16 protein-coding genes are annotated in these 24,099 nt (G+C 37.3%); 2 read left to right on the forward strand and 14 right to left on the reverse strand.

From position 1 onward, the window contains the following. Nucleotides 1-109: 109 nt before the first annotated feature. Nucleotides 110-1,465, reverse strand: a complete 1,356-nt coding sequence (locus QT711_RS12605; RefSeq protein WP_317944760.1) for a S1C family serine protease — start codon at nucleotides 1,463-1,465, stop codon at nucleotides 110-112. 271 nt (nucleotides 1,466-1,736) lie between these two features. Here QT711_RS12605 and QT711_RS12610 point away from each other — a divergent pair, with 271 nt between their 5' ends. Further along, nucleotides 1,737-3,959, forward strand: a complete 2,223-nt coding sequence (locus QT711_RS12610; protein WP_317944762.1) for a 5'-nucleotidase C-terminal domain-containing protein — start codon at nucleotides 1,737-1,739, stop codon at nucleotides 3,957-3,959. A gap of 165 nt (nucleotides 3,960-4,124) precedes the next feature. Here QT711_RS12610 and QT711_RS12615 read toward each other — a convergent pair whose 3' ends face one another. Next, on the reverse strand, nucleotides 4,125-4,982 hold the full coding sequence (locus tag QT711_RS12615; RefSeq protein WP_317944764.1) for a C40 family peptidase: 858 nt from the start codon (nucleotides 4,980-4,982) through the stop codon (nucleotides 4,125-4,127). Nucleotides 4,983-5,157: 175 nt separating this feature from the next. Next, complete coding sequence (locus QT711_RS12620) at nucleotides 5,158-6,015, reverse strand: C40 family peptidase (RefSeq protein ID WP_317944766.1); 858 nt, start codon at nucleotides 6,013-6,015, stop codon at nucleotides 5,158-5,160. A 435-nt stretch (nucleotides 6,016-6,450) separates the two neighbouring features. Here QT711_RS12620 and QT711_RS12625 point away from each other — a divergent pair, with 435 nt between their 5' ends. Next, nucleotides 6,451-8,373 (forward strand): hypothetical protein, encoded by a 1,923-nt coding sequence (locus QT711_RS12625; protein ID WP_317944768.1) that lies wholly within the window; start codon nucleotides 6,451-6,453, stop codon nucleotides 8,371-8,373. A 49-nt stretch (nucleotides 8,374-8,422) separates the two neighbouring features. Here the strand turns inward: QT711_RS12625 and QT711_RS12630 are convergent, their stop codons facing one another. The 11 genes from QT711_RS12630 to QT711_RS12680 form a co-directional block, all read right to left on the reverse strand. Further along, on the reverse strand, nucleotides 8,423-9,133 hold the full coding sequence (locus QT711_RS12630) for a sugar phosphate nucleotidyltransferase (protein WP_317944770.1): 711 nt from the start codon (nucleotides 9,131-9,133) through the stop codon (nucleotides 8,423-8,425). Then, on the reverse strand, nucleotides 9,130-10,113 hold the full coding sequence (locus QT711_RS12635; RefSeq protein WP_317944772.1) for a DMT family transporter: 984 nt from the start codon (nucleotides 10,111-10,113) through the stop codon (nucleotides 9,130-9,132). Before QT711_RS12635 ends, QT711_RS12630 begins: the two co-directional genes overlap by 4 nt. Next, nucleotides 10,110-11,975 (reverse strand): winged helix-turn-helix transcriptional regulator, encoded by a 1,866-nt coding sequence (locus QT711_RS12640; protein WP_317944774.1) that lies wholly within the window; start codon nucleotides 11,973-11,975, stop codon nucleotides 10,110-10,112. Before QT711_RS12640 ends, QT711_RS12635 begins: the two co-directional genes overlap by 4 nt. 324 nt (nucleotides 11,976-12,299) lie before the next feature. Continuing rightward, nucleotides 12,300-13,358: a glycosyltransferase gene (locus tag QT711_RS12645; RefSeq protein ID WP_317944776.1), complete on the reverse strand. Its 1,059-nt coding sequence runs from the start codon at nucleotides 13,356-13,358 to the stop codon at nucleotides 12,300-12,302. A 22-nt stretch (nucleotides 13,359-13,380) separates the two neighbouring features. Further along, nucleotides 13,381-14,841, reverse strand: coding sequence for an oligosaccharide flippase family protein (locus QT711_RS12650; protein ID WP_317944778.1), 1,461 nt, complete (start codon nucleotides 14,839-14,841; stop codon nucleotides 13,381-13,383). 82 nt (nucleotides 14,842-14,923) lie between these two features. Beyond that, nucleotides 14,924-15,667 carry a LicD family protein gene (locus QT711_RS12655; RefSeq protein ID WP_317944780.1) on the reverse strand — a complete coding sequence of 248 codons (744 nt, stop codon included), beginning with the start codon at nucleotides 15,665-15,667 and terminating at the stop codon, nucleotides 14,924-14,926. Nucleotides 15,668-15,802: 135 nt separating this feature from the next. Next, a complete protein-coding gene (locus tag QT711_RS12660) occupies nucleotides 15,803-17,074 on the reverse strand; it encodes a nucleotide sugar dehydrogenase (protein ID WP_317944782.1) in 1,272 nt (423 codons plus the stop codon). A gap of 14 nt (nucleotides 17,075-17,088) precedes the next feature. Continuing rightward, nucleotides 17,089-17,808, reverse strand: coding sequence for a WecB/TagA/CpsF family glycosyltransferase (locus QT711_RS12665; protein ID WP_317944784.1), 720 nt, complete (start codon nucleotides 17,806-17,808; stop codon nucleotides 17,089-17,091). Nucleotides 17,809-18,178: 370 nt separating this feature from the next. Further along, nucleotides 18,179-19,651 (reverse strand): O-antigen ligase family protein, encoded by a 1,473-nt coding sequence (locus QT711_RS12670; protein WP_317944786.1) that lies wholly within the window; start codon nucleotides 19,649-19,651, stop codon nucleotides 18,179-18,181. Between the two features lie 415 nt (nucleotides 19,652-20,066). After that, nucleotides 20,067-21,788 carry an N-acetylmuramoyl-L-alanine amidase gene (locus QT711_RS12675; RefSeq protein WP_317944788.1) on the reverse strand — a complete coding sequence of 574 codons (1,722 nt, stop codon included), beginning with the start codon at nucleotides 21,786-21,788 and terminating at the stop codon, nucleotides 20,067-20,069. A gap of 29 nt (nucleotides 21,789-21,817) precedes the next feature. Next, nucleotides 21,818-23,947: a glucosaminidase domain-containing protein gene (locus QT711_RS12680; RefSeq protein ID WP_317944790.1), complete on the reverse strand. Its 2,130-nt coding sequence runs from the start codon at nucleotides 23,945-23,947 to the stop codon at nucleotides 21,818-21,820. Between the last annotated feature and the right edge of the window lie 152 nt (nucleotides 23,948-24,099).

Raw genomic sequence — 24,099 nt, forward strand, 5'->3', positions numbered from 1 at the left:
TCTGCGCTCCACTCATGAATATGAAAAGAGGAATAGTAAAAGCAGAAAAAAATGCATGACGGCAATTCTTCCATCATGCATTTTTTCTGTTTTGTCCCAGCCTCTATCTTCATTCACTTACCTTTTCATCAATGTTCGTAATTTGATAGTCTCCAAACTGATCAATAATAATTGTATAAACAGCATGGTATGTCACTACTTTTGGCTCTTCTGCATTTTTCTCATGGTACGTAAATTCAGTCACTGCTTCAATTACTGCTTTTTCTGCTTTTTCATCCACTTCAACATGCTTCGGTGTTGTTTTGACAGAGTCATAAACACGATTTTCCATTGTAAGTTTCTGAACAAGCTCAGCCCCTACTTTCATAGCTTGGCTATCTGGTAAAATATAGTTTGTGTAATACGTCAACTTGGAATCATTTAATGTGTAAGGGATTAACTCATAATAATCAACAATAAAACTTTTAATGAGACTTTCATCTAAGTGAGCCTCTTCAATCTCTTCTTCTATTTCTTCTTCCCAATTTTCTTGTTGAAGCGGATCTGCCGACCATTTTTGCAATAAGTCTAAAACAGACGTCATGGAAATTGCATATCCGATAGAAGGATCACTATTTAAGACAATCGAGTTGATCCCTAGAATCTTTTCTGTTTCCGCACTTATTAGCGGTCCTCCACTTGACCCTCTTCGTATACGAGCATTCATTTCATACAAGTCCGTGTAGTTATACTCTTCAAAAAAACTAATCCCTATTTTTGTAATATATCCTGTAGTTGAGGTGTTTGCGATATCTTCAGGGCTGCCTAATGCAAATATTTCTGTACCGATATCTGCTTTCTTCGTTTCAATTTCCATCGGTTGTTTCCCTTTTAGTTCTTCCACTCGAATAAGCGCTACATCCGTACTATCCGAGATCCCAATAAGGCGGCCATTAAATTCTTTACCACTACTATTTTTCAAACGAATTAACGTTGCATCTTTTACTACGTGAGCATTGGTCACTACGTCGCCTAGCTCATTAAACAAAAAACCAGAACCTTGTTCACGATCTGTATAGATGGTATAGACAATCGACTTCGCGTTCGCAATCATCATCGTTAAATCACGTTTTGGCAGTTCTATTTCACTTTCTTCATCTTCTTTTATTTCACTTGTTACTTCACCTGCTTGCGGATCTTTGGAATAGGTAGCTAAATACTTGCTCACTTCATCCACCGTAATGAAATCATTCGCTTCGATCACCAATTCATTAAAATAGGGTAAAGAATCGATTAGCTCTTTCTTATCATTTGTGTCTTTAAAATATAGATAGACACCAAGCGTCATCACGCCAATAACAAATAACGTCAATGCCGAAACAAACATTCTTTTTCTTTCAAACATCATTTTAGAAAGCCTATCAGCTCTTTTTTCCACTTTATCAATCAACTCACTTTTTTCTGTGTTATCAAATAGACGTATCATCTCTCATAATGGTTACATGTTTTTCACACTATCTACTACTATATCATGATTGAGTCTGCATGAAGCGTAAATCACCACAGTTCGAATTTTTACGATACCCGTCCTAGTATGAATTCAATCTATTAATCATTACAATTACTTTACACATAATTTCGACATATGTGTTAGAATAATATGGAATGATTGTATGCTCGTTGTAATAAGCCCTATAAATTCTAATAGGCTTACAACAAATCACAGTCATTTACACAACGATTTAAGGAGGAAAAAAATGAAGAAGTTTTGTTTCAAGTTTGTTGTATCAGCTGTCTTGTTGATTAGCATGCTGGGCTTACAGTCACCTATCGTCTCTGAAGCGAATGTGAATGACTACTCTTTAACAATCATGCACACAAATGATACCCATGCTAACTTAGACAAAGTGGCCAATCGTGTAACACTCGTAAAGCAGATCCGTAACACAAAACCTAATAATCTCTTACTTGACGCGGGAGATGTGTTTTCAGGAACGTTGTACTTTAATGAATTTAAAGGACAAGCTGATTTGGAATTCATGAATTTAATGGAATATGATGCAATGGTTTTCGGCAATCACGAATTCGACTTAGGTGCTAGCGAAGATGGCCACCTAGCATTACAACAATTTGTTTCTGGAGCGAAATTCCCCTTACTAGGAACGAATGCAGACTTCAGTAAAGATCCTCTTTTTGACGGTCTTCAACACACTATCTACACTGCAAACTATAATAATGGTGAAATTTATAACGGCATCATTAAAGAAATTGCAGGTGAGAAGATTGGTATTTTTGGTTTAGTTACTGAAGAAACAAAAGATATTTCAAGTCCAGTTGCAATAACTTTTTCAAATTACATCGATGCTGCAAAAGAAGCTGTTTCAACTTTTGAACAAGAAGGCATTAATAAAATTATCGCTGTCACACATATCGGTTTCGATGATTCAGCAGACTATGACAATGACCTATTATTAGCTGAAGCTGTAAAAGGCATTGACGTTATCGTCGGTGGTCATACACATAAAACGTTAACTGAACCACGAATCATTGAACATGATAATGTTCCAACAGTCATTGTACAAGCTGGCGAATATAATAAATTTTTAGGTCAATTAGATTTAACATTTGACGAGAACGGCGTCATCACATCACATAACGGTATTCTTCATAAAGTAAGTGAAGCCCAAGCAGACCCTGCGGCTGCGGAGTTATTGAAACCTTATGCGGATAAAATCGAAGAAACTAAGAATAAGTCAACAGGCGTACACGCTGAAGTAATCCTGAACGGAAAGCGTAATGAAGGAGGCGTCCGTGCTTCTGAAACAAATTTAGGGAATTTAATTACAGACGGCATGTTGGCAAAAGCAAAAACCGTTGATCGTGACACAGTGATTGCCCTACAAAATGGTGGAGGCATCCGTGCAGGAATTGATGAAGGCGATATTACGGTTGGTGAAGTACTGACTGTCATGCCATTCGGAAACTCTCTTGCTATTATGAACGTAAAAGGTTCAGAGATTATTGCTGCACTTGAGCATAGCGTAAAAGAATATCCTGCTGAGTTCGGTGGTTTCCTTCACGTTTCTGGGTTGTCCTTTAACTTCGATCCAAAAGCGCCTGTCGGTTCAAGAGTGTTAGCTGCGTATCTAACAGATGACGAGAATGGCAAAACACTACTTGAGGCTGACACTTTCTACAAAGTAGCAACGAATACGTTTACTGCTAAAGGTGGAGACGGCTATACAATGTTCGGCAAAGCTTACGAAGAAGGTCGCGTGAGTGAGCCTGGATATGTCGATTACGAAATGTTCATCGAGTACATTCAGCAATTCGAAACAGTAGCTCCTGAAATGGAAGGTCGCATTAATGCGCACACTCCAGGATGGAACGACAAAGTAGATAGCAAACCATTTTATGTAGATGCTCACGGAAACATCGTCACTGGATGGGCTAACATTGATAACGAGTGGTATTTCTTGGATGATGAAGGCTTCCTCGTAACAGGTTGGGCATTCGATCATAATAAATGGTACTATTTAAATAAGAATGGCGTCATGCAAACCAACTGGAATAAAATTGGACCAATTTGGTATTTCTTCAATGATAGTTCCGGTGCAATGCAAACGGGCTGGTTGAAAGATCGAAATAACTGGTATCTATTTTCTTCAACTGGCGCGATGCAAACTGGATGGCAAAAGTCCGGTCATAAGTGGTACTTCTTGAACACGAACGGAGCAATGCGCACGGGTTGGGTAAAATCGTATAATCAATGGTATTTCCTAAATCATACAGGTGCGATGCAAACGGGCTGGGTGAAAGTCAATGGGAAATGGTACTACATGGACTCATCGGGCGCAATGAAGACCGGTTGGGTGAAAGTGAACTCTAAGTGGTACTACTTGCATAGCGATGGTCACATGGCAGCAAGCACAACAATTGATGGCTACAAACTAAACAGCAGTGGAGCTTGGATTCAATAATCTAGTTTCATGCACACTCTTTAGGAGGCACCTTCTCCTAAAGAGTGTTTTTTCATTTCCCTTCAACTGTCTGTGTATATCATGCTAAAAAAAAAAAAAAAAAAAAAAAACAAACCTACTTGTCGGTTTGTTTTTTTGTATTTCTTTTATTCTATTTACTAAGTGTTATTGGATCCATGCGCCATTTGCATCTAATTGATAAGCACCAATTTTCGTATTAGCTGCCATTTCTCCATTGTTGTAAAGGTAATACCACTTTCCACCGGTTTTTACCCAGCCTGTTTTCATAGTACCAGAACCGTCATGGAAGTACCACTTACCGCCAATTTTATTCCATCCTGTTTGCATCTCACCTGACGCATTCAAGTAGTACCACTTACTTCCCGTAAGCAACCAACCTGTTTGCATAATACCTGATTGATTTAGATAATACCATTTTGACTTGACATTGATCCAACCCGTTTGGAAGCTTCCGTCTTTATGGTAACTCCAATCGTTTCCAAATAGTACCCACCCAGTAGTGGCGTTTGAGGTCTGCGTAACTTGTGACGTTTCCATCACTCGTTTAGCACCAACGTAGCGAGAGCCCCAATAATAAGGATCATTCACCGCACTAATCATTACACCTTTAGATGTAGAAGCGTGGATAAATTTCCCACTCCCGATATAGATTCCAACATGTGAAACCGCATTTGTGCCAGATGTCTTGAAAAAGACTAAGTCTCCTGCTTGAAGGTTATTTTTAGAAACAGCAGTACCTCGACTGTATTGATCACTTGACGTACGCGGTAAACTTACTCCTTCTTCTTTAAAAACATATTGGACATAGCCAGAACAATCAAAGCCACGTGGTGAAGTTCCTGCATAGACATACGGCTTTCCAATATATTTTTGTGCGGTAGTGACGATGTTCGCAGAAGAACTATTTGCTGAAGCTTCTAAACTAGCAAGTGGTGAAACGAGAAGTGCAGCGGATAAACCTAAGGCAACAATTGTTTTTGATAAATATTTATTAGTAAGCATGATATCCCCCTAATCGATGCTAAAATCTTTCGTTTTTTTATATAAATCAACAATACCATTCTTTTTCATGACGGTGTTTTACATTTGTGTAACAACAGTATTACAAAAACCGAAATCTACTAATAGATTTCGGTTTTAATATCATTGAAATGGGTATCCATAAATACATAGGGAATTACTGAATCCATGCTCCGCTACTATTTAATTGATATCCTCCAATTGTTGTATTGGCAGCCATCTGTCCATTTGAATAGAAGTAATACCATTTTCCACCTGTTTGCACCCAACCAGTAAGCATAGCACCAGATGCGTTATGGAAATACCATTTACTATTCACTTTACTCCAGCCTGTACGCATATCACCTGACTGATTCATAAAGTACCACTTGCCTGCTGATTTTAACCAACCAGTTTGCATAACGCCAGATTGGTTCATGTAGTACCATTTAGAGTTTACTTGTGCCCAGCCTTTTTTCATTGCACCGTTTTGGTAGTACTTCCAACCCACGTTCTCTTTCTTCCATCCAGTGACAGAATTCGATGTTTGAGTGACACTTGAAACATCCGTAATTCTTTTCGCGCCTACATAGCGAGATCCCCAATAGTATGGATCATTTACAGAACTAATCATAACCCCTTTAGATGTAGATGCATGAATAAACTTACCGCTTCCAATGTAAATGCCTACGTGAGAAACCGGTCTAGAACCAAATGTTTTGAAAAACACTAAGTCGCCTGTTTGAAGGTTGCTTTTTGAAACAGCTGTCCCCCGCGCATATTGGTCATTTGTTGTCCGCGGAATACTAACTCCTTCTTTTTTAAATACATATTGTGTATAACCCGAACAGTCAAAACCGCTTGGTGTTGATCCTCCGTATACATATGGCGTACTAATATATTGTTTAGATGTATTAACTAAGCTTGATGAGTTAACTGAAGCTTGTGCTTCAATATTGGCAAATGGCGAGAACAGAAGTGCAGCAGATAAACCGACTGCCGCAATTGTTTTAGCAGCATATTTTTTAGTTGACATGATATCCCCCTATAACGGTAATAGATGATCGTCCGTTTCTAACTGTTATAAGGATACCACGCGTAAACATTACATTGTTTTTCAGTTGTGTAACATTCACATTACAACAGTAAACGACATACCATTTGTAATTTTATATAAAAAAACAGACACTTCAACTGAAAATACTCGAGTTTCACGGCATTTATCTATTATAATCTTCCCTTTTTAGTAGGATTCAATTTAATAGAACATGTCATATATTACTCATCACGACATATCCATTACTATTGAATAGAATTTGTGTCATTTACAAAACAAATGTTACATTCATATTACAAAATACAGATTTTTTGTGTTATACTGAATTCAACAGCCAGAATTCGACTGGATAACCAAATTTAAGGAGAGTAGAAAGTGTAAGTTACAAAAAAAATCGTATAAAAGGAGATTGCAATGAAAAAATATGCACCTTTCTTTTCTAGTTTGCTGTTACTAGTCTTATGTTTTACCTTCTACACAAAAGAGGCATACGCAAATGAAACAACCTTGTTTTTTGAAGATGAAACCGTCTCAGATTTCCCGAACGCTGAATCATTGTTGTACGCAAATGATACGGTTGTCTATCAATTTATAAGAGACAAAGAGTATCCTTATAAACTTTATAAAATGAATGTCTTTAATCATGAGGGCAATCAATTAGGCACTCACACCTTTGCAGATCATCATTTTTTCGATCCGCATTTTTTTTCGAGCAAGCCTGTAATCGATGAAAATGGGTATATTTATATTTCTTACGCAGTTGGAGAAGAAGAGTGGCTTATCGATAAGCCCATTTATCTAGCAAAGATCAGCCCTACAGGAACTACAGACTGGACTTTTAAAACGGACTATTTTGGACCAGTGACGACTCTTATCGATACAGATCGAACGGTCTATTTCACAGTAAATTTTATTCGCGATTATCATGGCTTTGGTTCAGGCTACATTTACTCCCTAACGAAAGACGGTGTGGAGAATTGGAATACAAAGTTTGAAGGGGATGTATTGCAGCCAATACTCTATTTCGACGAGAATCAGCACTTACGATTTAATGCAACAAAGTTCAAATACGAAGATACCTCCTATACTGTTTCAAAGAGCGGTCAAATCATTAATTCCATTGAGACAGCGCAGCTAGAAGATCTGTATCAGTATAATGATGTTCGATATACCCTAACTGAAATTGTACATGGAGAAGTAAGCTTAACAGAAAAACACTTAACTACAGGGCAGGAATTCTCTACTATGCTCGAGAGTGATTCTTTCCAATATATAAAAGGTGTAAATTCTTTCGGAGATGCTTATGTTCATACTACTAGCAACCCTTACTTCACGAAAGAATATCGTAATCGCATGTACTCTATCAATAATGGTCAGCTAAATTGGAAGCGAGATGGTTACGCTCACTACGACGGAAAATCCATTTTCTCTCAGTATGCTTCGACAACACATACGATTAGCAAACTAGATCCAACCAATGGGAAGGCAATGAATACTGACGTATTACAAATTGCTCCTACATCGGTCATTGTCGTTGACGACAATACGTTTCTTTACGCAGATGGCCAATCCATTTACAAATTACGCTTCACTGATGATAAACAAACGGGATGGAAGATGAAAAACGGTTATTTGTTGTTGTACAACAATGATGGTACTGTGAAAACCGGATGGCACAAAGGCGCTAATTCCAACTGGTATTTCTTTGATCCAGAAGGTGTTATGAAAACAGGCTGGTACAATCTCAATGGAAAATGGTATTATTCATATCACAACGGAAGTATGGCCACAGGGTGGGTTGTATCCAATGACCAATTGTATTTTTTAAATGATGATGGTGTGATGCAAACAGGATGGATTACCTGGCATAACGGATTGTCTAACAATTGGTATTTCTTAAATGATGACGGAGCTCGCCAAACCGGTTGGGTGAAGGAAAATAATAAGTGGTATTTCTTACAGGATGACGGTGCTATGCAAACGGGATGGGTGAAGTGGAATAACGAGTGGTATTTCCTAAATACTGACGGTGTGATGCAAACCGGATGGATCAAGTGGAATAACCAGTGGTATTTCCTAACTACTGACGGCACTATGCAAACCGGATGGATCAAGTGGAATAACCAGTGGTATTTCTTAACTACTAACGGGGTTATGCAAACCGGATGGACCAAATGGAATAAACAGTGGTATTTCCTAAATACGAGCGGGGCCATGCAGATTGGCTGGAAATTGATTAACAACAATTGGTATTATTTCTATTACAACGGAAAAATGGCGACTAACATTACGATTGACGGATTTAAAGTAAATCACGCTGGTGTTTGGATTCCATAATGTAAAAGAAGATGAGTCCCCTATAACAGGACTCATCTTTTCTTTTAATTTAAATAGAAACGCGCTTTTTTTGTTCTACGATGTTGGACTCAGCAAACTTCAAGTCCTCCACACTGTCAATTTCATACGTATCCGTGCTACTTAATGGGACCAGTTCAACATGCATATCGCCTAAGTGACGTTTCACCATTTCATCCCAATAGAGCTCTTTGAAATTCCCCGATTCAATTTCTTGTTCGAGTTTTTCCACAATGAACTTTCCATCTTCTTCCGTCCAGTATGAAATGCCGGACAGGATATACTCGTTCTGGCCATCCCCGATTTCAAATTCCGTAATTCGATGACTTTCTTCATTAAAGCGGATGATCCACTCATTCGTAAAGTTTTCCCTTAAGTTGCAAAAGCATTTTGAACCAACCGGGTTAGGGTCAATAATGTTTGTTGTCCAGAAAAAATCACTTTCCACTACATAGGATCCTGGTAAATAATCTTTCACTACGTACATTGTGTAAATATTGTTGTACACATCGTATTTATCGTTGTGAATAAGACTTACACCGTATTTTTCCACAAGGTAGTCATAGTGGTCACGCAAATAGCCTGTGACGACTATGATGTCATGAATTCCTTTTTCCTTTAGAAATTCAATTTGCCTCTCAACGATTGGTTTTCCTAGTACTTCAACAAGTCCCTTAGGTCTTTCATCTGTTAAAGGACGTAACCTTGTGCCCATTCCTGCTGCTAATATGATTGCTCTCATGTCACCGAGTGCTCCTTTATGTGTAGTCTAGGCTCTTTTTTATCTACAACCATTACGGTGATGATTGAACCTGTGATGATGAATAAGCCGTAAATAAGTTCCTTCATCGTAAAAGCAGTTCCTAAAATAAGCGCTTCAAATCCTACCGCCCATGCTGCATACGTAATGTTCATCGCCATCGCTTTTACAGGACCAATTGCATTTATCGCTTTGTAGTAAAATACGTAAGATAATGTCCCAGCCATTGCAACACCAGCCAAAGCTAATACTGTAATCGGAGAGGCTAGTACATGTACTGTGTAAGAATGACCGATGAAAATCGGGATGATAATGATACCGAATACGAATGCGGATGTATATTGACGGATTAACAACGCATGCTGAGGTTGAATGCCATCGTTTTGCATCGCTTTCGCACTGACAACACTTTCCATCCCCCAACCAATTACACAAATGATGATAAAGATTAAGCCTAACGAAATATTACTTCCTACAACAAGCTCGCCTGAATAACTAAGCAGTGTGATGAAGGTAATACTTATGATTAAACCCATCCAATTTTTCAAACCAAGCTTGTCCTTTAAGATAAAGAATGCGAAGAACGCACCGACAGCTGGGTAAACGCTTGAAATGACTGCCGTATAGGAAGCACCAATGTTTTGAAGGGAAAGAACGTAAAATGTCATCCCTATCGGTCCACCTAATGTTCCAGCCAAAATGATGAGACGGCCGGGGGTAACCTTTAGTTTACTTAAAGCCGTTTTCAGCTCGCCTTTAACCCCAAGTAAAAATGTTAGCCAAATTGCCGAGAAGGCATCGTGTAAAAATGTACTCACAAGCGGAGCTACTAACAGGATCTCTTGAAATTCTAAAAACGTCGTCATGGAAAGGATAACACCAATTAAAACCGTATCAATAGCCCATGTAATACCAGAAACTATGCCGTATGATGCACCGCTTAGCGCTTTCTTATCAATCATAACATTACCCCACATGTTCTTTTATTATATTCTTGTAAATTGGCTTTCAATCGTGTAAATCGGTCCTTTCCGTACGAACCAAAATCATCACCTTTTGCTTCTTTGAAGATTGTCCACATCGTCCATAAATAATCTTGGAAAATTTTATGGATGAGTATTCTTTCTTCTTCTTCAGGCGTTGGGTTTCTCTTGAAGTAATACTGTAAAAATAGTTCCTCTTCCAACTTAGTGAATTCCGATTCAATTGAATGCGTTGCTAAATCCCATAACGGATCAAACATCCCACTGTACTCCCAATCGATTAAATAGAGCTTGTGATCCCCGCTCTTGATAAAATTTTGATGGAGTGCGTCAATATGCGTTGGACATTTTTTAATCGTCAAGGATTCGTAGTGGTCTTTCACTTTATAAACAGACGCTTTTGCTTCTTCAAATCCTTCATAGAAAGCAGCTCCAGCCTTTATGATATTCCCTTCGTAAAGTTCCATTAAACGGAATAGTTCAAAGTCATTTTTCATTTTTTCTTCCGAGTTATGAAGTTGTAACAATACATCCGTTACCATCCCCATAATATTTTCTTTCTTTGTCATACTCTCTGTTAACGTTTCAGCATCTGGAATCATTCTCGTTATTTTCAGGCCCGTCTCTGCATTAAAGTAGATCATTTCCGGATTGATGCCTATTTTTGCACTAAGGATCAGGTTGTCTTTTTCTTCTTGACGATTAATAAAGTCTTCTGTCCCTACTCCAGGCATCCGAACAACAAGATCATCTTCGCCAATCGTTACACGGTAGTTAACGTTCGTCATTCCGCCAAATGCTCGAATATTGTGTACGTCCTCGCAAGGTACGCCTAATGCTGACTCAATATATTTTTTCAGTCTTTCAATTTTCGCTTTTTCTTCTTTTCTCTTTAACAACGGATAGATCTTTTCACGCGCGTTTTTCAATTGGATGTCGTTGTCAATATCTGTCCATACAAGATCACTGATTTTTAAATAGCCGACGTCAATTTTGCGCGAAACATCCAAAAGCATGTACTCATAATTCATAAATGGATTCATGTTCGATTGATATTCTGTAATCATTTCACTAAAGAATCCATATGAAAGTTTTGAAACGCCTGCCATTTCACCGTCAATTCGATTTAGCTGGTGGATATCTTTTGAGATTTTGTACAGATGATTATTTTTTATCTCAACATACGCTTCATCTCTCGTGCCACTTTCATTCATAATTAAAACACAATCTCTTTCAGGATGATCAAGCAATTTTTTAATCGCCACTTCTTCAATAAGCGTGTCATCTTCTAGTAACAAAAAGTCGTCATCCAGTACATTGGCTACTGTCGCTAAAGATGCCATTGAGCCTGTCCATTGGAATTTTGTATTTTCAACCATTTTCACGTTTCCAGGTAAATGAATGTCCGAAAAGGCATCTTTTTTATACCCCGTTACGATGAAGATTTTTTCTATTCCATTGTTATGCAAAATGGCTAACGTTCGATCTAATAATGTCAATTTAGGTTCTATTTCCATTAAGCAAACAGGTTGCGTAAAATCTTCTTTGCTGCCGGCAGCAAGAATAACGGCATTTTTAACTTTTTTGCGCTTTTCACTATGTAAGCTAAGTTTAGTCTTTTGGAACCCATCAATTTCATCGAGCAGAAATAGACGACCTTTCTCTGTCACACGATATTGATAGTTTTTATTGCTTTTGTCAATGTCGATATAAGCGTCATCTATTAGCTCGGTTAAAATGTAATTCACTTTCCCGATCGAAATCGATAGATGTTCTGCTATTTTTTTTTGGCTCATTGTAGGATTATCGAGCAGTAACCCTAGTAGTTTAAATTTTTCCAAGTCACGCGTCCCCCTAATCGTTCAATTATTGAATGATGTTATCATATCAATAGAATCAGGTTTTGTAAACAGATAAAAGGAAAATTATTTCAAACTACAAAGAGACGATTGGATTTTCGTTTGAAGGTGAATGATGCTACTGTTTTAAGGATAGGAAGTGGCGTTTTATATTTTATTGCGAGAATCGTGGCTGTCTAGCATTTTCCAATATTGAAGAGAAGATTTTACTACTTACGAGGGAGAAGGGAAATGTTAATTGCACCCTAGCGACTTTTTTGCCAGGGTGCAATAAATGGCTACCTTATATGAAGGGAAAACAAAAAATTACTTGTCATATACATGATACGTTTTTTGGAGCATCCTTGACATTTCAAACTTTGAGTTAAAAGCAAGAATTCCTTGTTTAGACATCTTTTGATACAATTCCTTGTTTGTGAGAAGTTCTTCAAGTTTAGATGAGAGATTTTCAATATCACCATATTTAACTAATAAGCCTGTAACTCCCTCTTCAATCACTTCCGGAATGCCACCTACTGTAGTTCCAATTAAAGGTATACCATAGGACAGTGCCTCTATACCTACATACGATAGTGCTTCATTTTCTGATGGAACAACTACAAGATCCGTGTTCAAGTACACTTTCTCAATAGGACTTACGTGTCCAAAGAAGTTGATATGTTCTTGCATATTTTTATCGACAACGAGTTGCTCGAGTTGTTTTTTTAACAGACCATCGCCATAAATATGACACTGCCACTGCAACGTAGGGTTGGACTTCTTGAAGTGTTCCAAAGCATTAATAAGGAAAAGATGACCTTTCTCCGCACTTAATCGACCTATCACAGCAATGATCGGAATAGCATTCTGTGGCTGCTCAAGTTTAACTTGTTGAGGTTTGTTCACTCCATTATAAATGACTTGAATAGCCGATTTTCTTATTCCTTTTTGGATCAATTTATGTTTCATAAAATTTGAAACAGCAATGATTTGGGTATTAAAGCGTGTCATTATTCGATTCGCTGCTCTAATGTGGAATCTCATCTTTACATCGACATGATACGTCCATATGACTTTGACAGGAGCCCCTAACAACTTAGCGAGTATCGCAATATAGTTTTCTCTTAAAAACTGTGCATGCACTACTTTTATTTTTTCGTTTTTTATAACTTTCTTCAGTTCCTTAGCTGCAGACAAGTCAAATGGTTGCTTCATCGGAACCCGAATGACTTTCACATTCAGATCTTGAAACCTTTCCAGCCCTGGTCCCTCATCAGAATAGACAAGTATACAATCTTCAGGACGACGGTGACTAATTAGATCGTATACATATTTCTCTGTTCCACCAATGCCTGGATAGTTCAATAAATACAATGTTTTTTCCAAGCGATTTCCTCCATTCAACCCGTTACGTTTTATTACGTTTAACTTTAGACGTAATCCGTTTCAACAGTTCGTACAGCATTTCATCTTTACTGATGATTAAAAGAAAAGCATAGACAAGTACACTGACTGCTATTATCAATATGAATTGGATGAATATACCGTCAGTAACTTGTTTAATTACATATGCTACTGGAAAAAACACTAACGCGAATACTAAATACTTTACGCTATGTGTAGTAATTAAGCGAAACGGCACTTTTAAAGACTTTCTAATATAGATTAACTCCATTGCAATTAGTAGTAATGTCGAAAAAGCAGTTGTTCCGATAGCTGTTTCCGGTGTGAAATAGCCTAAGTTTAAAAATAATATGTTTAATAACAAGTTAACGACACCACTTATGAAAATGAACCTTACGAGCATGCTTTCTTTATTTTTCACATAAATGACTTGATTGGAAAGAATGGAGTCTATCCCAATTAAAATCATATACAGACTGAATATCGCCAACACACTTCCAGCCCCTGTGAATTCACTCCCCCCATAAACAACAACACCTATATCGGCAATAATGTAGAGCCCTACTGCGGCAGGAAACAGTAGCATAAAATAGACTCTTGCAACTTTTTCAATCAACGTGATGTATGCCGTATCATCTTGTGTTCCAAGCAAAAATGCTAATCGGGGGATTGTCACTTGCACAATACTGAGCATCAGCATGCTAATAATCATCATAATTTGCTGTGACATAATGTAAAATGATACAGATTTTTCAGACACAAATCTACCAAGCATGAAAATGTCTAGTTGTGTATATAATATATTTCCGTTCAAAAAGATTACGACTAGAAACAATGGTTTTATATGAGAAAGTAATTTCAATCCTTTAAAATCAAAATTCAACTTTCTTTTTACATACACAAAACTAATGATATTGTTCAAAGCAGCTGATATGACCAATAATCCCGCAAACCATAAATAGTCGTCAGCATTTTGGACGAAGACAAACAATAGTATTACATAGATAATTTTGACGATTATCGTTTTAATTGTAATAAAATCGTAGCTCTCAAATGCTTCATTGATCCATTCAACATAAAATATATTGAAGATAAAGTTCAAAGAGAAAATTATTAATATCGGGAAGATGATTTCATCCCCAAAACTCAACTTAGAAACGATTAGGTATACGACTAGAAAAATCCCATTTGTGATTAAGCTTATTGTAAATAGGCTTGTAAATAACTTTGCGACCTTCTCTTTGTCGTTTTTAACTTTACTAATTTCCCGAATGCCATACTGATATATACCAAAAGCAGCAAAGATAAAAAAATACTTAAAAATGGATTCACCATATTTTACACGGCCCATCGCTTCTGAACCTAGTGCTCTAAATACATAAGGGCCGATCAGTAAAGGGACGACTAAATTGAAGAAATTCAACGTTATCTTGTAAATTACATTTTTAAATATCGATTTTTTCATCTTCACAATTCCTTTTAATAAGTTTTACGGTACTCAGTAAAAAGAGAAAAACCACCTCACTAAATTGAGGTGTTTTTCCTTTTTACAAATACTCTTTTGCAATTACAGCTCCACTTTCGTTGAAATCAATATTTTGGGGCGAACTGCCATTTACCCAATTTTCGTTAACGATCATGTACGTTTCACCATAATTATCAATAATATACTCTTCATAGTTAGAGGGTATAGTAAACATTTCGCCTTTGAATTCATAAGGCATTAACCCATTAAAACGCGAGGTGACGATGTGATTGTTGTAACCAGTAGCAATTTGGTATTTTTCGGAATTCGAAAAACTTAAATTGTTGCCCATTTCACAGAAATAGCACCAGACTTTCCCTTCTTCTTTTTGATGATAATAGAAAAAATCAACGTGTGCTCCATTGTAGGAATAAGACTCTTCAATAATCTTCCCGTCAAGTTCATATTGCTTATACTTAACGAAGCCCTTTCGTAGAAGAATTCCTTCTAATTGCTTTTTAACGTCATCTGGAAAGTCAAATGTACCGATATCTAAGTCTTTATCATGTCCGATAAAATCTTTTTCTCGAATTGCACCTAATAATGTGCCATAGTCTAACCAAAAGTCTTGTTCAATTTCTTGAAAAGACTCTTTTAGCAATAGAAGCAATTGTAAGCCTTGTGCTTTTACATTGTCTTGTGCGTATTGATATTGTTTTTTGTCATACCGATCTTTTATGACTCTTAACACTTTGTTCGTCTTTAATGAATCGTATGCTTTAGATGTACGGACGACTTTGACAAACTTATTTACAGCTTTCTTCACGTGCTCACCTACTATCTATTAATTTCAACACGACCGTTTTTAGACACATTTCTTTTAGGTCTTGTACGCTGCTAATTGCTCCGCTCACTTCTCGTCGTCCCATTTATCGTGGGTTTCCGAAACCTCGCAAGGCGTTTAGTTTTTTGAATCACCTAATACGTACACTTTAAAACCAGCATTTTCCCATTTCTCTCGGTCAATGCAATTTTTAGTATCAATAATAATTCGGTTTTTCAACCCACCCAACTCACTAGGGTTGATGTCCAAAAACTCATTATGATTCGTTAACACTAAAATGGCAGAAGCACCATCTATTGCTTCCTCCAACAATTGAGTTTGTTCAGGTATATTATTATTTTTAATATGTGGATCGTATGCATTGACTTGAATTGTATGCTTTGACAGTTCTGTTACAACATCGACTGAAGGGCTTTCCCTCATATCATCCACATTTCCTTTGAAAGCCAATCCAAAGACCGCTAATTTCGCATCTTGTATATTGTTTTCGCTCAAAATCCCCATCGTCATTCTCGCCGTATACTGTGGCATTCCGTCGTTCGTATTACGCGCCAATTCGATAAGTCGTGCTTGTTCAGGATCGAGTTCAACTAAAAACCATGGATCAACAGCAATACAATGGCCCCCAACTCCAGGACCTGGCAAGTGAACATTTACTCGTGGATGATAATTGGCCAATTTAATAGCTTCCCATACATTCACACCGATGTTCGCTGAGATCTTTGCCAGCTCGTTTGCAAGCGCAATATTGACATCACGGTATGTATTCTCCATCACTTTTGCAAGCTCTGCAGTCGTAGCATCCGTTTCGTGCATTTTCCCTGTGACGAATGATTGGTAAAGATCTGCCGTCATCTTGGCTGATTCAGGATTAATACCGCCAATTATTCTGTCATTTGAAATAAGCTCCTCAAAAATACGACCTGGAATGACGCGTTCAGGAGAATGAGCAACAAACAATTCGACGCCAAATTCTAAGTTCGCTTTAATGAGTTCAGGCATCATCACATTTTCGACAGTGAGTGGTGGTACAGTAGATTCGAGAATGACTAAGTTCCCTTTTTCCAAATAGGGTACAATCGAAGCAGTTGCACTTCTTACATAATCAAGGTTTGCTTTTTTGTCCGCATTGATTGGAGACGGCACGGCTACAATATACACATCAGCTTTCACAGGTTCCGTTCCTACTGTTAGAAAATCTGAATCAATTGCACTTTCAAGTCTTTCTTGCAGACCATTTTCTTCAATATGTAACTTTTTTTCTTTTATCAAATTAACCGCTTTTTCATTAATATCTACTCCATGAACTTTATGGCCATGGTTTGCAAACATAACAGCTGTCGGAAGACCTATATAGCCAAGGCCAATCACGCAAATTGATTTCTTCATAAGTAATTCTCCTTTTAGTTTCCTCTATCTCGTAATACTTTCCATAAAAACAATGGTAAGTTGAGTTGCCGTTTTAGACGTTTAGGCTCACGCAGAAGTCTATAGAACCATTCAAGGCCCAGTTTTCTAAAGAATAACGGGGCACGTTTAACTGTTCCTGAAAACACATCAAAACTTCCACCGACACCTTGAAAAACTAGGACGTTCCTTAACTGATCGATGTTTCGTTTAATCCATAATTCTTGTGTAGGACTTCCAAGAGCTACGAAAATCATCTTTGCCCCACTAGCATCAATTTCGCTTACAAGCTTTTTCTCGTCTTTTCTATATCCATTTGAATATCCTGCAACTTGTAAGTTCGGGATATCATTTTTTATGTTTTCAATTGCTTTCTTTACAACTTCCTCTTTCGCACCGTAAAAATAGACAGGGAGTTTGTCACTTGCTGCGAACTCTAACAGTCTAGACATCATTTCAACGCCGGTTACACGTTCTTTCACTTGACCTTTTTTTAACTTAGAAGCCAATAAAATCCCTACGCCATCAGCGATTTGAAAAGTAGAAGCATTAATTAAATCCTTTACTTCTGGATTTTTCTGGGCTGTCATTACTTTTTCAGGATTCACCGCAATGATTGTCGATTGCTTTTCTTCATTTATACGGATCCTTAGCTCTGTAATTATCTCCTCATAGGTTAATGGGGAGACACTTACGGATAGAAAATATTCCTTCATTGTTGGAAGACCTCAATTCATCAAATTCAACTTGTACTATTATAACAGAGATTTGGAATAGAGCACAAAAAATACATCATGTATTCAGTGCCTGCTTATACACTTCGCGCAAAATTAGTATCATCCTATTTTTTCCGAAATGTTTCGTTTTATGCGTAAACCTGCAATCTCATCAAAATCTTCCGGCGCCTTAGTAAGCGAGATTTCATGCACTACTTGTTACATGTGCGCTACAAATCATTTTGCAATAAAAAACCTTTACTTAGAAGGAGTGAGCCCCCCTCCTAAATAAAGGCTTAACGACTAGTAAACGATCCTATTCACAATCAACTTCCACATACCCAAATTTCATAGCGACATACAATTCGCCTCATTCAAATCCTTTATCTAACAAGTGTTTATTGCCGTAAGCAATTGCTAACAGAAGGAAATAATAGAGCATAAATGTATCATTCTCAAGGATGTTATAGAATGCAGCTCCAACGACTAAGGTCGTTAAAAAGTATAACAAGAAAATTGGTATTGGTGATTTTTTGTATCGTTTAATGTATTGAATTGTAAGCAATAGTAAGGATATCACAAATACCGCAAGTGTGATCACCCCTACAATTCCAGTTTCAGCAAGCACTAAAATATATTGGTTATCCGAGTAGAAATTCGTTTTTATTGAAAAATGGTCGTAAATAGGGGAGGAATAAGCCAATGTTGCAGCGCCTCCAAATGTTCCAAAACCCGCTCCAATAATCGGATATGCTTTAAAGACTTCAATAGATTTTTTCACATAATAGATTCTTCCTGTTTCTGAACTTAACTGAATTGTATCACCTGTGAAAGCTTCTTTATATCTGTTAATGCCCGTGGAGTTAGTTTCATTATTCTTTTTTCCTTCATCATCAATTGACTGTTCTAGATCTGTCTCGGGATTGTTGATAACTGTATTGATATATAGATCACTTGCATATGTTATTGCAAAATAAATGATAACCGAAGTGGCTGCTATTCCAATAACTTTCTTTAACCCGTTCAATGATCTGTAGACAACGAGATAGATAAGAGCAAATATAACTAAAGCGATCAAGGATCCCCTTGAGTATGTTAAAAGGAAGGCAGCCGCTATAATGGAAGAGCCCGCAAAAATAATCCATCGCTTACTTTTAGGCACTACTTTCATTAAGAATAAAGAAATGAAAAAAGCAATTATTAAATACAATCCGAACTCATTAGGGCCTTTTAGCAATCCATATACTCTAACATGATTTGTAGGAGACAACGTCCAATTTTGCCATTCTGTCGGCATTAACATCGTTTTGTCTGATATCTTCTCGACGAAGCCTTGCAAGGATAGAATAATCGCGGTGCAAAAAGTAATCATTGCGCCTTTTTTAAGTTGTTTCACAGAAATTTCCATTCTTTTAACTACGTAATAAATCAGAAAAAACAATACGTAAGTTCTCAATTGAAAAATGATAGCATTTAAACTGACGCCGTTAATAAGTGCAGATACACTTCCTATTACTAAGAAGCTCATGTAGGCTACTTCTAACTTTTCAAAATGAACTAATGTTTTAAGGTTTTTTCTGTTTTCGTAAATCGTTTTAGCAATTAACGCAAAAATTATTAAATCTCCAATAAGTTTAAAACCCGGATTTAATGCTGTTAAAAATGGTCTAATCGGTATGTACACGAGTAACATATATAGACCCAAGTCTTTTCTGAAAAACGTTAAAACTGCTAAAAAGACTACAATTATTAAACCAATAGTAGTTATATTTACAATAAGTCCAAAAGCTACCATTGCTAGTGTGATAAATAACCAAGCAAAGTCATTTTTCAATAAATTCATGTTGGATACCTCTACTTCATAATTTTACTAAGGGGATAAATCATTCTATTCCTACCTTTGTTGTTGCGTTACGTTCTTTGATAAATCAGCATATCTTCTACGCATCAACTTGCTTAACACATAATCGTTTTCGATAACTTGCAATGACGAATGGTATTCCTACGTACAATAAAGATGCTCATCCATATCATAAAGCAGAACTTCATAAACAAGCAATGAAAAACTTTAATTTTATCATTTTCCGTGTATCAATACAATTTCATCATTTCAGACATAAATGTCCTTCACTCATGACTTTTTCTACATCGTTTCAGGTCTTAATTTAAAATAGAATCATATTAATAGCAGCAAAAAATGCATGTCGGCATATTGGCCTTCATGCATTTTTATGTCTTGTCCTAAACTCTTAGTACATCTAGTTCGTAAAATAATCTTGAACGCTTTGATAAATTCCCTCTGCAATTAATCGCTTATATTTGTCTTGTCTTAACTTAGCTGCATCTTCTTCATTATCAATAAAGCCTACTTCCAACAAGGCACTAGGAATTTTGGTTTCCCGAATGACATGGAAATTACCTTCTGCCACTCGTCTATTCACCATGTTTGTTTGCTTTATTACATTTTTTTGGAGAATACCTGCCAACTTCAAGCTGTTTTCCTTTTCGTATTTCCCATACCAGAATGTTTCTACTCCCTTGACTGCACCATTGAGAGAATTTCCATGTATGCTTATAAATATATCTCCATCAGATGAATTAGCAATACTAGCCCGTTGAGATAATGATAGAAACTCATCTGTTGTCCTTGTCATGATGACTGTGTAACCTGCCTTTTCTAGTAGGCTTCTTGTGCGCAAAGCAAGGTCAAGGTTTAGCTCCTTTTCAAAAAAGCCAATTCCTTTTGCACCGGGATCTGAACCCCCGTGACCGGCATCTAAAACTACTACTTTTCTATCTGCTTTGCCTTTAATCCAATCTCCACTCTTTGTAAAGTACTCTTTCTTTCCGTTTATTGTAATCCAACCTGTCTGCATGATGCCTTCGGAGTTTAAATAGTACCATTTATTGTCGTTGTATACCCACCCCGTCATGTGCCGGCCAGAACCCATAAAGAAGTGCCACTCACTATTCATTTTCTTCCATCCGGTTTGCATTGTGCCGTTCGAGTTTAAAAAATACTTTGTCGGCGGCTCTTCTAACCAACCAGTTTGCATGACTCCTTCATTGTCCATAAAATACCATTTTCCTGAAATGTGAACCCAGCCTGTTTTCATCTTCCCATTCTCATCAAAATAGTACCATTTCCCCTGATCTTTGAGCCAGTTACTAGTGATGAAGCCGTTCTCACCAAAATAACTTTTTCCGTCTTCAGTTAGAACCCATCCCAATTGAACAACTCCATTATCGTCAGTGCGATAAGTTGTCCCATTGAACAGAAGCTCTCCGATAACTTGTTGGCCCAACTCATTGAATAGCAGTAAGTCATTCCCTACTATTGTTGGACCCTTTGCTAATTCACCGTTTGCACTAAAATAATACTTATACCCGTCTGATTCATACCAACTATTTGTTTTAAGATATCCTTCACTATCAAACAAATATTCTTTTCCACTAATTTCAGTGTGTCCAATTTGCTTCATGCCTGAATGAGTATAGTACCTTTTTTTCCCTTCTATAGTAAGCCACCCGGTGTGCATTGAACCGTTTTCCCGAAAATAGTAGTCTTTACCCGAGATTGTATGACTACCAGTAATCATTTTCCCTCCAGCGCCCATGTAATACCAAACACTCCGGTCTTTCAACCATCCACTCTGCATGGCCCCACTGCTGTTTAAAAAATACCACTTTCCATGATCAAACAACCAGCCTGTTTTCATGGCTCCGTTGGAATTAAAGAAGTACCATTTCCCTTGTATTGCAACCCAACCTGTTTTCATAAGAGCATGATTGTCCATGAAATACCACTTACTATCGACATTTTTCCAGCCAGTTATTAGGTTTCCATTTTCACTATATGACCATTGTCCATTTGTCTTAACCCATCCAGAGGTACTCGCATCGGCATTGCTTGGTAGCAATGCTAATGCGAGTAATAATGCAGCTGTTAAAAGAAACAAATTCCATTTAGTTCTTGTCATACAATCTCCTTATAAAGCTTATAGCTCAGTTATTTTGTATAAACCGGGACGTCAAAGTAAAGCGTATACGCGTCTAAAGAGTCAAAAACATTTTTCATAATGCCTGCTTGTAGTACAGATTGCTTTGTAGCCCAACCCATGTCTGTAGCATACTGGTGGATGGCAGGCTTTGCAGGATTCCATCTCATTTTGTAGAGAGTATCTTGTTTATAAGTAGGGTTATTAATATAGTTTCTAGATATAAAGTAAGCTCCACCGGAAATCGCTTTTTCAGGCGTAAACCATCCTTCAGAATAAGCTCTTTCAGCGCCCAATCTTACTGCATCCACATCTGAAGCACCTATTCCAAACATGTTGTAAACAACTTTAGGTGTTACAGGTTTTCCATTAACTTCACTTACCAAGATTCCCTTTGATAGCACTGATGTACCATTCCCTGTTTCTAGTAATGCATGTGCAATTAAATAGACTTCATTTATGTTATTAGCAGCACTTGCATCAAGGAATGCTTGTCCTTTGCCATGGAATATACCTTTACCTTTTAGTACTCGTTCGTTTAGATCATTAACATTCGTTTCAGCAGATTTAGAGAGGACAAGGAATTGATAGAATTCCTGGTCTGTTTCCTTGTAGGTGCTTGGATTGATGTATGGAACTACATCCTCTCTATAAGCGTTTCTCCACACCATACTAATTCGATGCCAGCCATTTGCTGTATCTAGTATTTGTACTTGCTTTCCTTTTGGTATTAACCCCCACTTGTGGGAAGTAGCAGAAGGCTCGGCTCTTACATTGAGATTATACGTCGTGATATATTTTCCAGGTGCTAAAGGATCTGGAATTACATATTCGGCAGAGACGTAAGCAGGTTCATTTCGATATTTGTCTGTTTGTGGTGGAATACTCAATGCCATCTGCTTATCTAACATTGCATTTAACGAAATAGGATATTGCGTGTAGTCAATAACTTTTCCTTTTGTCCAAACTCCATTTTCGTCAAAGAAATATACTCGATTATTAATCGTTTGTTTGCCGGTAAGCCTTATTCCACTCTCGTTTAAGTAATACCATTTACCCGCTAACTGAATCCAACCTGTTTGCATGGCACCACTGCTGTTCAAGTAGTACCAATTACCCGAAATGTGTACCCATCCTGTTTGCATCACTCCGTCGGCAGAGAAATAATAATTGATGTTATTGCTTTTACTCCAACCTACTTGCATTTCACCATTGGAATTGAATAAATACCAGTTACCTTCGAGTTGAAGCCAACCAATTCTTCTGTAATTGTTTATATAATAATATTTCTTACCATTCTCTTCGAACCAACCGTTAATCACTTCATTCGAGGATAATAACCCGTTCTCGTCAAAAATGTATGGCTTGCCATCAATTATATGCTGACCAATTAGGGCTTTCCCTGTTTCTGGATGAAAATACCTTTTCCCTTCCGTGAAATCGATCCATCCCGTTAACCTACTACCACTTCTATTAAAGAAATACAATTCACCTTCAATTGTATGTAACCCAGCTAGCATTTGGCCTTTAGCATTTAGATAGTAAGTGGTGCCTCCGTCTACAAACCAACCTGTTTTCATTGCTCCGCTAGCGGTCATAAAATACCAATGACCATTAACGTAGATCCAGTTTTTCAACATTTTTCCGCTTCCGTGTAAATAATACCACTCACCTTTGAGTTGCATCCAACCTACCTTCATTGCCCCACTAGAGGTTAAGTAATACCATTCATTATTAATTAAAGTCCAACCCGTTCTCATTGATCCATCACTCATGAAATAGTACCAAGTACTTCCAAGCTTTAACCAACCGGTCCTCATTACTCCATCATTCATAAAGTAATACCATTTGCTATTAATCTTTTTCCAACCTGTAGCCATTATTCCGCTTTGGTCAAAATAATACCACGTACTTCCGAGCTTTAACCAACCAGTCCTCATTACTCCATCATTCATGAAGTAGTACCATTTGCTATTAATTTTTTTCCAGCCTACGTTAGATACTCTCGTCGTATTAGCAACAACAGCCTGGCTTCCTTCTAATTTCGCAAAATTGGAGGTTGCTTCCACGACAGAGAATGGATTCGTCGATGATACTAATATTCCAGTAGCAAGAACAGTAGCAGTAATTTTATACTTCAATTTTCTCTACTCCTCATTCAGTCATTTAAGCCTACTAAAGTATGCCTCAATTAATATTTTAGCAACTATGCGAGATGTTTAATAGACTATTTTACATTTTTATTCATAATAGTATTTATGGCTTACTCAAGTGTCACGGTGATTATTATGAT

It is taken from the genome of Sporosarcina saromensis, from assembly GCF_033253735.1.
GTDB classification, from domain to species: domain Bacteria; phylum Bacillota; class Bacilli; order Bacillales_A; family Planococcaceae; genus Sporosarcina; species Sporosarcina saromensis.

Excerpts from the sequence above, each read along its gene's own strand:
- QT711_RS12605 (WP_317944760.1), bottom strand. The coding sequence starts at position 1,465 with ATGATACGTCTATTTGATAACACAGAAAAAAGTGAGTTGATTGATAAA.
- QT711_RS12610 (WP_317944762.1), top strand. The coding sequence starts at position 1,737 with ATGAAGAAGTTTTGTTTCAAGTTTGTTGTATCAGCTGTCTTGTTGATT.
- QT711_RS12615 (WP_317944764.1), bottom strand. The coding sequence starts at position 4,982 with ATGCTTACTAATAAATATTTATCAAAAACAATTGTTGCCTTAGGTTTA.
- QT711_RS12620 (WP_317944766.1), bottom strand. The coding sequence starts at position 6,015 with ATGTCAACTAAAAAATATGCTGCTAAAACAATTGCGGCAGTCGGTTTA.
- QT711_RS12625 (WP_317944768.1), top strand. The coding sequence starts at position 6,451 with ATGAAAAAATATGCACCTTTCTTTTCTAGTTTGCTGTTACTAGTCTTA.
- QT711_RS12630 (WP_317944770.1), bottom strand. The coding sequence starts at position 9,133 with ATGAGAGCAATCATATTAGCAGCAGGAATGGGCACAAGGTTACGTCCT.
- QT711_RS12635 (WP_317944772.1), bottom strand. The coding sequence starts at position 10,113 with ATGATTGATAAGAAAGCGCTAAGCGGTGCATCATACGGCATAGTTTCT.
- QT711_RS12650 (WP_317944778.1), bottom strand. The coding sequence starts at position 14,841 with ATGAAAAAATCGATATTTAAAAATGTAATTTACAAGATAACGTTGAAT.
- QT711_RS12660 (WP_317944782.1), bottom strand. The coding sequence starts at position 17,074 with ATGAAGAAATCAATTTGCGTGATTGGCCTTGGCTATATAGGTCTTCCG.
- QT711_RS12665 (WP_317944784.1), bottom strand. The coding sequence starts at position 17,808 with ATGAAGGAATATTTTCTATCCGTAAGTGTCTCCCCATTAACCTATGAG.
- QT711_RS12670 (WP_317944786.1), bottom strand. The coding sequence starts at position 19,651 with ATGAATTTATTGAAAAATGACTTTGCTTGGTTATTTATCACACTAGCA.
- QT711_RS12675 (WP_317944788.1), bottom strand. The coding sequence starts at position 21,788 with ATGACAAGAACTAAATGGAATTTGTTTCTTTTAACAGCTGCATTATTA.